This window comes from Amycolatopsis sp. NPDC047767, from assembly GCF_040704195.1.
In the GTDB taxonomy this organism is placed as follows: Bacteria; Actinomycetota; Actinomycetes; order Mycobacteriales; family Pseudonocardiaceae; genus Amycolatopsis.
Genome location: NZ_JBEYSJ010000057.1, coordinates 1 through 7325 on the forward strand (window position 1 = coordinate 1; position 7325 = coordinate 7325).

Below are 7325 nucleotides of genomic sequence, written 5' to 3' on the forward strand. Positions count from 1 at the left end.
CTTCTACAATCACCACCGACCCCACAGCGCCGTCGGAGGCCACCCACCGATCACCCGGCTGACCAACCTCCCTGGACATCACACCTAGCCCCAGGTCAGCAACCGGTAGCGCAGCCCCGTCGACGACTCCAGCCACTCGCCGGTCGAGTCCGGCGGCCGGCCGACCTCGGGCGCGTACGTATCGCCCTCGAAGTGCTCCTGGATCTCCGTGACCACGATCCGGTCCGCGAACGGCAGCGCCGCCCGGTACACGGCCTCGCCGCCCATCACCCACACGTCGCCGGACACCGCGGCGAACGCCTGCGCCAGGTCGGGGAACGTCTCCACGCCTTCCTGCGGCGTGCTCGACAGCACGAGGTTGCGCCGCCCCGGCAACGGCCGGAACCGCGGCGGCAGCGACTCCCACGTCCGGCGGCCCATGAGCACGGCCGCGCCCGTGGTCGTCTCGCGGAAGTGCTTCTGGTCCTCCGGCAGCCGCCACGGCAGCTCGTTGTCGCGGCCGATGACCCCGTTGGCGGCCTGCGCCCAGATCAGGCCGATCACACCGCCACCGGGGCCTTGATGCCGGGATGGGGGTCGTAGCCGTCGATCACGATGTCGTCGTAGGTGTAGTCGAACAGGCTGTCCGCCGGCTTCAGGCTCAGCGTCGGGAACTCCCGGGCCTCGCGCGAGAGCTGCGTGCGGACCTGGTCGACGTGGTTGTCGTAGATGTGGCAGTCGCCGCCGGTCCACACGAAATCGCCGACGCGCAGGCCGACCTGCTCGGCGATCATGTGGGTGAGCAGGGCGTAGCTGGCGATGTTGAACGGCACACCGAGGAACAGATCGGCGCTGCGCTGGTAGAGCTGGCAGGACAGCTCGCCGTCGGCGACGTAGAACTGGAAGAACGCGTGGCACGGCGGCAGCGCCATGCGCGGGATGTCGGCGACGTTCCACGCGGACACGATCATGCGCCGCGAGTCGGGATTCTCCCGCAGCGTGGTCAGGAGCTCGGCGAGCTGGTCGACGTGGCCGCCGTCCGGGGTCGGCCACGAGCGCCACTGGACGCCGTAGACCGGGCCGAGGTCACCTTCGGCGGACGCCCACTCGTCCCAGATCGTGACGCCGTTGTCCTGCAGCCAGCGCACGTTGGAGTCGCCGCGCAGGAACCACAGCAGCTCGTAGGCGATCGAGCGGAAGTGCACCTTTTTGGTCGTGACCAGCGGGAAGCCGTCAGCCAGCCGGTAGCGCAGCTGGTGACCGAAGATCGACCGCGTGCCGGTGCCGGTGCGGTCCTGCTTGACCGCGCCCGTGTCGAGCACGTGGCGGAGCAGGTCTTCGTACTGTGTGTCCGGCATGCCCACCAGCCTAAATCAGGCCTCGATCGACTCGCCGTCACGCGGCACCGAACCGCGGGACAGACTCCGGCCGGCGAAGAATTCACGGCACGCCCCGCTCACGGCGAACATGAGCGGGAACCCGATCAGGATCGACACGACCCCGATCACCGCGACGCCGCCGATGCCGAAGACGGTGGTCTCACCTGCGTCCGGCTTCGCGTATTCGATCACCGCCAGCACCAGGACGGTCAGGAAGAACAACCCGCCGACGAACGGCAGCACCCCGCGCAGGACGAAGTGGCGCAGGCTGGCCAGCAGCGTTTTGCGGAACACCCAGACGCACGCCAGCGCCGTCATCGTGTACTCGATCGCGATGGTGAGGCCGACGGCGTCGACCGAGTCCGAGAGCACGTTGTCGCTCCACACCGCGAGCAGCACGTAGAGCACGAGCGAGACGAGGCCGAACGTCCAGGTGGAGACCGACGGCGTTTGGTACCGCGGGTGCACGCGGCCGAAGACCTTGGGCAGCGCGCCGTGGCTGGCCATCGACAGCGTGGTGCGCGCGGCGGGCATGATCGTCGCCTGGCTGGTGGCGGCGCCGCTGGTGAGGACGGAGACGATGAGCAGCAGGCCCATCACCTTGCCGAGCCCGGAGTCACCGAACACCGCGCCGCCGAGGCCGGCCAGCACGTCTTCGGAGTTGGCCTCGTTACCCAGGCCGATGCCGCCCTCCCCGACGCCGGCGAACGCGAGCGCGGCGACCGTGACGAGCAGATAGTTGAGCACCAGCAGCACGGTCGAGAGCACGGCGGCGCGGCCGGGCGCGCGGCGCGGATCGGCCGACTCCTCGTTGACCGACAGCGAGCTTTCCCAGCCCCAGTAGATGAACACGGCCAGCAGCACGGCCGAGACCGCCGTGCCGAGGCCGACGCCGTTGGGCCACAGCCAGCTCCACTGCGGGTGGCTCGCCTGCGGCCCGGCGCTGCCGTCGTAGACGCGGACGAGGGCGACGATCGAGAAGACGACGAGCACGGCGAGCTCGATGCCCAGCAGGATCCACTGGGCGCGCGCGGACACCTCGATGCCGCGGTAGCACAGGTAGCAGAGGGCGAGCAGCCACGCGCAGCCGATGGCGGTGGTCACGGCGCGGTTGTCCGCCAGGCTGTCGGCGCCCAGCAGGAGCAGCGTGTAGCGGCCGGTGAGCGCCGACTGGCTGCTCATCACCAGCAGCTGCGCGACCGTGACCACCCAGCCCGTCATCCAGCCCGCGCGGCTGCCGAACGCGCGCGTCGCCCAGGTGAAGTTGGTGCCGCAGTCGGGTTCGGCCGTGTTGAGCTCGCGGAACGCGACGGCCACGAAGAGGACGGGGATGAACGACAGCAGGATGAACGCGGCGGCCTTGAAGCCGGCGCCCGCGAGCACGATGAACCCGAGCGTCGCGGCGATCGAGTACGCCGGGGCCGTCGACGACATTCCGATCACCATTGCGGACACCATGCCCAGAGCCCCTGTCCGGAGTCCTTTGGCCGGCACGGAAGGGGCGGGGTGGGCGCCGAGCGCGACGGCTTCGGACATGGCCGGTCCTCCTTATGGGGGTGGGATTCGGTCGGAGCCGCTGCGTTTCGCTAGGCCTTCCGGGTCTTTCCGGGCCTCTCACGGCCGCCAGACGGTACCGGTTTGGAGCCCAGACCCGGCACCCCGTGTGCGCCGGCGCACATCCGCGCGCCGAAAACATCACCTCAACGGCGCCTTGACCACTGATTTCGGCGTCGCTGTCGACCCATCCGGCGAATCGCGTGAATCCCGAAACCGACTCCTGTTCGGGCGCGGGGGCAGATACGCTGCGCGCCTAAGGAATCACATGCCGAAACACAGGGAGGGACGGCATGGGTGACGGAAACCGTACGAAGGTCGAGGAGCAACGCACACCGAAGGCGTTGGACGGCACCGACAGAACCTTGATCGCCCTACTCCAGAGCGACGGTCGCGCCTCGTTCACCGCACTGGCCAAAGCAGTCGGACTCTCCGAGGGCGCCGTGCGCCAGCGCGTCCAACGCCTGCTTCGCGACGACATGATGCAGATAGTCGCCGTGACGGCCCCCGAAAACGTCGATCTGACCCGCCAGGCCATGATCGGCATCACCGTAAGCGGCGACCCGCGCGAGGTCGCCAACCGCCTGTCGGACCTCGCCGACGTCCACCAGGTCGTCCTCTGCGCCGGCCGCTTCGACCTCCTGGCCTCACTGATCTGCCGCGACGACGACCACCTGCTGGCCGTCCTGGGAGACCAGGTGCGCCCCATCCCCGGGGTGACCTCCACGGAGCTGTTCGTGTACCTGAAGCTGGCCAAGCAGAACTACGCGTGGGGCAACCTGACCGTCTGAGGTTGCCGGTGTTTCTCGGGTGAGGCCGGGTCCCCGCCTCATTTCCGGGCTGCTGGGTCGCTGTGCCAGGGGTTTTGGCGAGGTGCCGCTGACTGTCTCGCTTTCGCTGTGTGCGCGGCTGGTTTCCTTTGTTTGCAGCCCTTCCCCCTCACCACACACAGCCCTGCCCTCCCGGCATGCCGTGTGCGAACACCGCATCACCCGATCGACGCCACTCGGGGATGTGCTCGGCTACCCGATTTATTTCTCGTACGCCACCCGCGCGTTCGTCGTTGAGCGCCACACCACCCGGCGCGCCGGCGGACAACACCACCCACACTGCGCTCAGCGTCACCGCCCTCACCGGCCGCCGAGCGCACCCCCGGTCGTATCGGCTGCTACGTCCGCAGCCAGTGGCACACAGAGAACAACCTTCACGGCGTCCGCGCCATCACCCGGCGAACCGTCGCTTCGTCCGAGGCCGATCTGGCAGCTCCGAATCCCGCCACCTCGGCCCGCGCCAGGATCGTCGCCACTGAATGCCGCACACCACGCCAGCCCCGCGGATCCGGCGCACGAGACAGAAATTCACGCAGATCCGAGGGACCTCACACGGACCCACGACTTTGCCGGAACTCCCGCCCTCCCCAGGGGGCCATCCCCGTCCCAGCTTATCGCCCCATGGCCCCAAAAACGGGGGAAAACAAAATCTGTGGACAGGTGCTCCTTCTGCAGGTGGGCTGTGGACAACTCGGGGCCGCCACGGCACCGGCGCGGAAGCGGCCGAACGCCGGACACCAGATCTGATATCTGATGGCCGGAATCCACCACGCCGGCACCGAGCCGTCTTCCGAAACAACGTCACCGACCCTCGTCAAAGACCGAGCGGCACAACAACGTCGGGCCACCACTGCCCTTCACACATAACGTCGATGGCTCACCCGACCACCACCCTCCGGCACCGCTGCGCGCAACACCGCCGGAAGGGGCCCGTCGTGGACGATGCCCAGCCGTTGCGTTGCGCGGGTGAGCGCGACGTACAGCTCCGCGGCCCCGCGGGAGCTCGCCGCGAGGATGCCGGCGGGGTCCACGACGAGCACCGCGTCGTACTCCAGGCCCTTGGTCGCCGACGGCGGCACCGTGCCCGCCACGCCCGGCGGCCCGATCACCACACTCGTGCCCTCGCGTGAAGCCTCCGAGTCGACAAAGGCAGAAATCGCCAAGTCGTACGAAGAAACCCGCCGCGACCACGGCGACACCCCGCACGAACGCACCGACTCCGGCGGCCGCACTCCCGGCGCGAACTCCGCCAGCAGCCGCGCTGCCACCGCCATGATCTCCGCCGGCGTCCGGTAGTTCACCGTGAGCGGTCGGAAAACCCACCGGTCCGCGACGTAGCGTGACAACACCTCCGCCCACGATCGCGCGCCGGCCGCCGAACGCCGTTGCACCAGGTCGCCCACGATCGTGAACGACCGGCTGGGACAACGCCGCATGAGCACGCGCCAGTCCATTTCGGACAGTTCCTGCGCCTCGTCGACGACGACGTGCCCATACGTCCAGTCGCGGTCCGCCGCAGCGCGCTCGGCGAGTGCGCGGTTGTCGCGCTCTCGGTGACGCTCCGCGAGCGCGCGCTCGTCCAGCAGGTCGGCCGCGGTGAGCTGCTCCTCGTCGTCCATCGTCTCCTCGACCTCGAGGACGTCGAGCACACCGGCGGCGTAGTTCTCCTCGACGCGAGCGCGTCGCATGGCGGCCCGCTCCACCGACCGGTCCTCACCGAGCAGGTCGACGGCCTCGTCCAGCAGCGGCACGTCCGACACCGTCCACGCCGCGCCGCGCGCCTGGTACAGCGCGGGCGCCCCGCCGGCCGCCGCGACGCGGGAGCGCGACGAGTACAGCTGCGCGAGCAACCGGCGCGGCGTCAGCAACGGCCACAGCCGGTCGAGCGCCGACGCGAGCTGCTCGTGATCCGCCAGCTCCGCCAGCACTTCGGCGCGCAGCTCCGTCCGCATGCCGTCCGACGGTGACAGCCAGCCTTCCCCGATCCGATCCACCGCGCGCTCCGCCAGCCCCCGCCGGACGGCCTCGCGGAACACCGGCCGCGCCTCGTTGTGCGGCAGCCCGGTCGCGCGGGCCTCGTCGCGGGCCGCACGCGCGACGTCCGCGTCGAGCACCACCGGGCCGTCCGTCAGCTCGACCGGCACCGGCTCCGAAGGCAGCTCCTGCCGATCCGCGACGGCCGCGACCAGCACGTCGAGCATCGCCGGCGACCCCTTGATGCGCTGCAGCTCGGGCTCGTCCTCGGCCGTCACATTCAGCCCGGGCACGAGGTCGCCCGGCGTCTGGAACACAACGTCGGTCTCACCCAGCGACGGCAGCACGCGGCTGATGTGGTCGAGGAACGCCGGGCTCGGCCCGACGACGAGCACGCCGCGCCGCTGCAACCGCTCGCGCTTCGTGTACAGGAGGTACGCGACGCGGTGCAGCGCGACGGCCGTTTTTCCGGTCCCCGGCCCGCCCTCGACCACGACGACGCCCGGGTGCCGCAGCCGGATGATCTCGTCCTGCTCGGCCTGGATCGTCGCGACGATGTCGCGCATCCCGTCGCCGCGAGGCGCGTTGACTGCGGCCAGCAGCGCGGCATCGCCCCTGGTCCCGCCGCTGTCGCCGAGGAATTCGTCGGTGAAATCGACCACGCGCTGTCCCCGCGTGTGGAACTGCCGGCGTCGTGCCATTCCTTCGGGTGACGCCGCGGTGGCGCAGTAGAACGCGCTCGCGACCGGCGCGCGCCAATCCACGAGCAGGGGTTCGTAGTCGTTGTCCTCGTCGAAAATGCCGAGCCGGCCCAGGTACGTCCGCTCACCGGAAAGGGCGTCGAGACGGCCGAAGCACAATCCGTTGTACGCCACGTCGAGCTGCGCGACGGCCTTCGCGCGCTGGGCGGCCTGGACGTCACGCTCCCACAACAGGTGGCCAGGTTCCCGCAGTGCCTTGACATGCGCGCCGTTCGCCCGCTCCCGCTCGGCGGCGAGCCGATCGTAGAGCGACGCGACGTATGCGCGTTCCGCTTGCAATTCCTCGTCGTACCCCTGATTTGACAAGTTCCCTCACAGCGTTTATCCTGATATCAGGTTCGGCGTTCACCAGTGGTTTTGACGTGAGCGCCGATTTTTTATTGTCCGGGTCCTGTCAAGTCGGATCTTTCGGGCATGAAAAAGCCGCCCCTTCGAGATTCAGGGCGCCTTTTCCGGGCTTTCAGCCGAGCAGGAAATCGCGGACGGGCAAGGCGCGCTCGACCACGCGCACGTCGCCCAGCAGGCCGTAGAAGCCCTGCTCCACCTTGCTGCCGTAGGCGTACGCGCCGACGAACCAGCCGCCGCCCGGGTTGGCCAGGCCGTTGGCGGGCGTCTTCGGGTTGCGCAGCAGCGGGCAACCGTCGACGAACATGGTGGTGTGCTTGCCGTCGTTGACCATGCTGCGGCGGCCATCCAGCGGGCAGGCCATAGCTCGTCGGCCGGTTATCGCCGCCAGCCGATCGCCCGGTCAGCCCTGCTGGTCGCGCTTGGTCAGCCCCGCCAGTCAGCTGCCCCGGTCAGCCCCGCCGGTCGCGCTTGGTCAGTGCCCGCCAGCCAACCGCCCGGTC

At 69.5% G+C, this 7325-nt stretch carries 6 protein-coding genes; 1 reads left to right on the forward strand and 5 read right to left on the reverse strand.

Annotation, left to right across the window (positions count from 1 at the left end):
* Positions 1–84: 84 nt before the first annotated feature.
* From AB0878_RS47325 to AB0878_RS47335, 3 genes are read right to left on the reverse strand one after another with little or no spacing between them, the layout of a single operon-like run.
* Entirely contained in the window at positions 85–543 is a 459-nt protein-coding gene (locus AB0878_RS47325) for a dihydrofolate reductase (RefSeq protein WP_366589734.1), read from the reverse strand.
* Positions 540–1337 carry a thymidylate synthase gene (locus tag AB0878_RS47330; protein ID WP_366589737.1) on the reverse strand — a complete coding sequence of 266 codons (798 nt, stop codon included), beginning with the start codon at positions 1335–1337 and terminating at the stop codon, positions 540–542. Before AB0878_RS47330 ends, AB0878_RS47325 begins: the two co-directional genes overlap by 4 nt.
* Before the next feature lie 15 nt (positions 1338–1352).
* Positions 1353–2894, reverse strand: a complete 1542-nt coding sequence (locus AB0878_RS47335) for an APC family permease (protein WP_366589740.1) — start codon at positions 2892–2894, stop codon at positions 1353–1355.
* A gap of 311 nt (positions 2895–3205) precedes the next feature.
* Between AB0878_RS47335 and AB0878_RS47340 the strand changes: the two genes are divergently transcribed.
* Positions 3206–3703 carry an Lrp/AsnC family transcriptional regulator gene (locus AB0878_RS47340; RefSeq protein WP_366589742.1) on the forward strand — a complete coding sequence of 166 codons (498 nt, stop codon included), beginning with the start codon at positions 3206–3208 and terminating at the stop codon, positions 3701–3703.
* An 896-nt stretch (positions 3704–4599) separates the two neighbouring features.
* Here AB0878_RS47340 and helR read toward each other — a convergent pair.
* Together helR and AB0878_RS47350 are read right to left on the reverse strand one after the other, a co-directional pair.
* Positions 4600–6783 (reverse strand): RNA polymerase recycling motor ATPase HelR, encoded by a 2184-nt coding sequence (helR, locus tag AB0878_RS47345; RefSeq protein ID WP_366589745.1) that lies wholly within the window; start codon positions 6781–6783, stop codon positions 4600–4602.
* A 154-nt stretch (positions 6784–6937) separates the two neighbouring features.
* Positions 6938–7186 carry a hypothetical protein gene (locus AB0878_RS47350; protein ID WP_366589747.1) on the reverse strand — a complete coding sequence of 83 codons (249 nt, stop codon included), beginning with the start codon at positions 7184–7186 and terminating at the stop codon, positions 6938–6940.
* Between the last annotated feature and the right edge of the window lie 139 nt (positions 7187–7325).

Excerpts from the sequence above, each read along its gene's own strand:
- AB0878_RS47330 (WP_366589737.1), bottom strand. The coding sequence starts at position 1,337 with ATGCCGGACACACAGTACGAAGACCTGCTCCGCCACGTGCTCGACACG.
- AB0878_RS47335 (WP_366589740.1), bottom strand. The coding sequence starts at position 2,894 with ATGTCCGAAGCCGTCGCGCTCGGCGCCCACCCCGCCCCTTCCGTGCCG.
- AB0878_RS47350 (WP_366589747.1), bottom strand. The coding sequence starts at position 7,186 with ATGGCCTGCCCGCTGGATGGCCGCCGCAGCATGGTCAACGACGGCAAG.
- AB0878_RS47340 (WP_366589742.1), top strand. The coding sequence starts at position 3,206 with ATGGGTGACGGAAACCGTACGAAGGTCGAGGAGCAACGCACACCGAAG.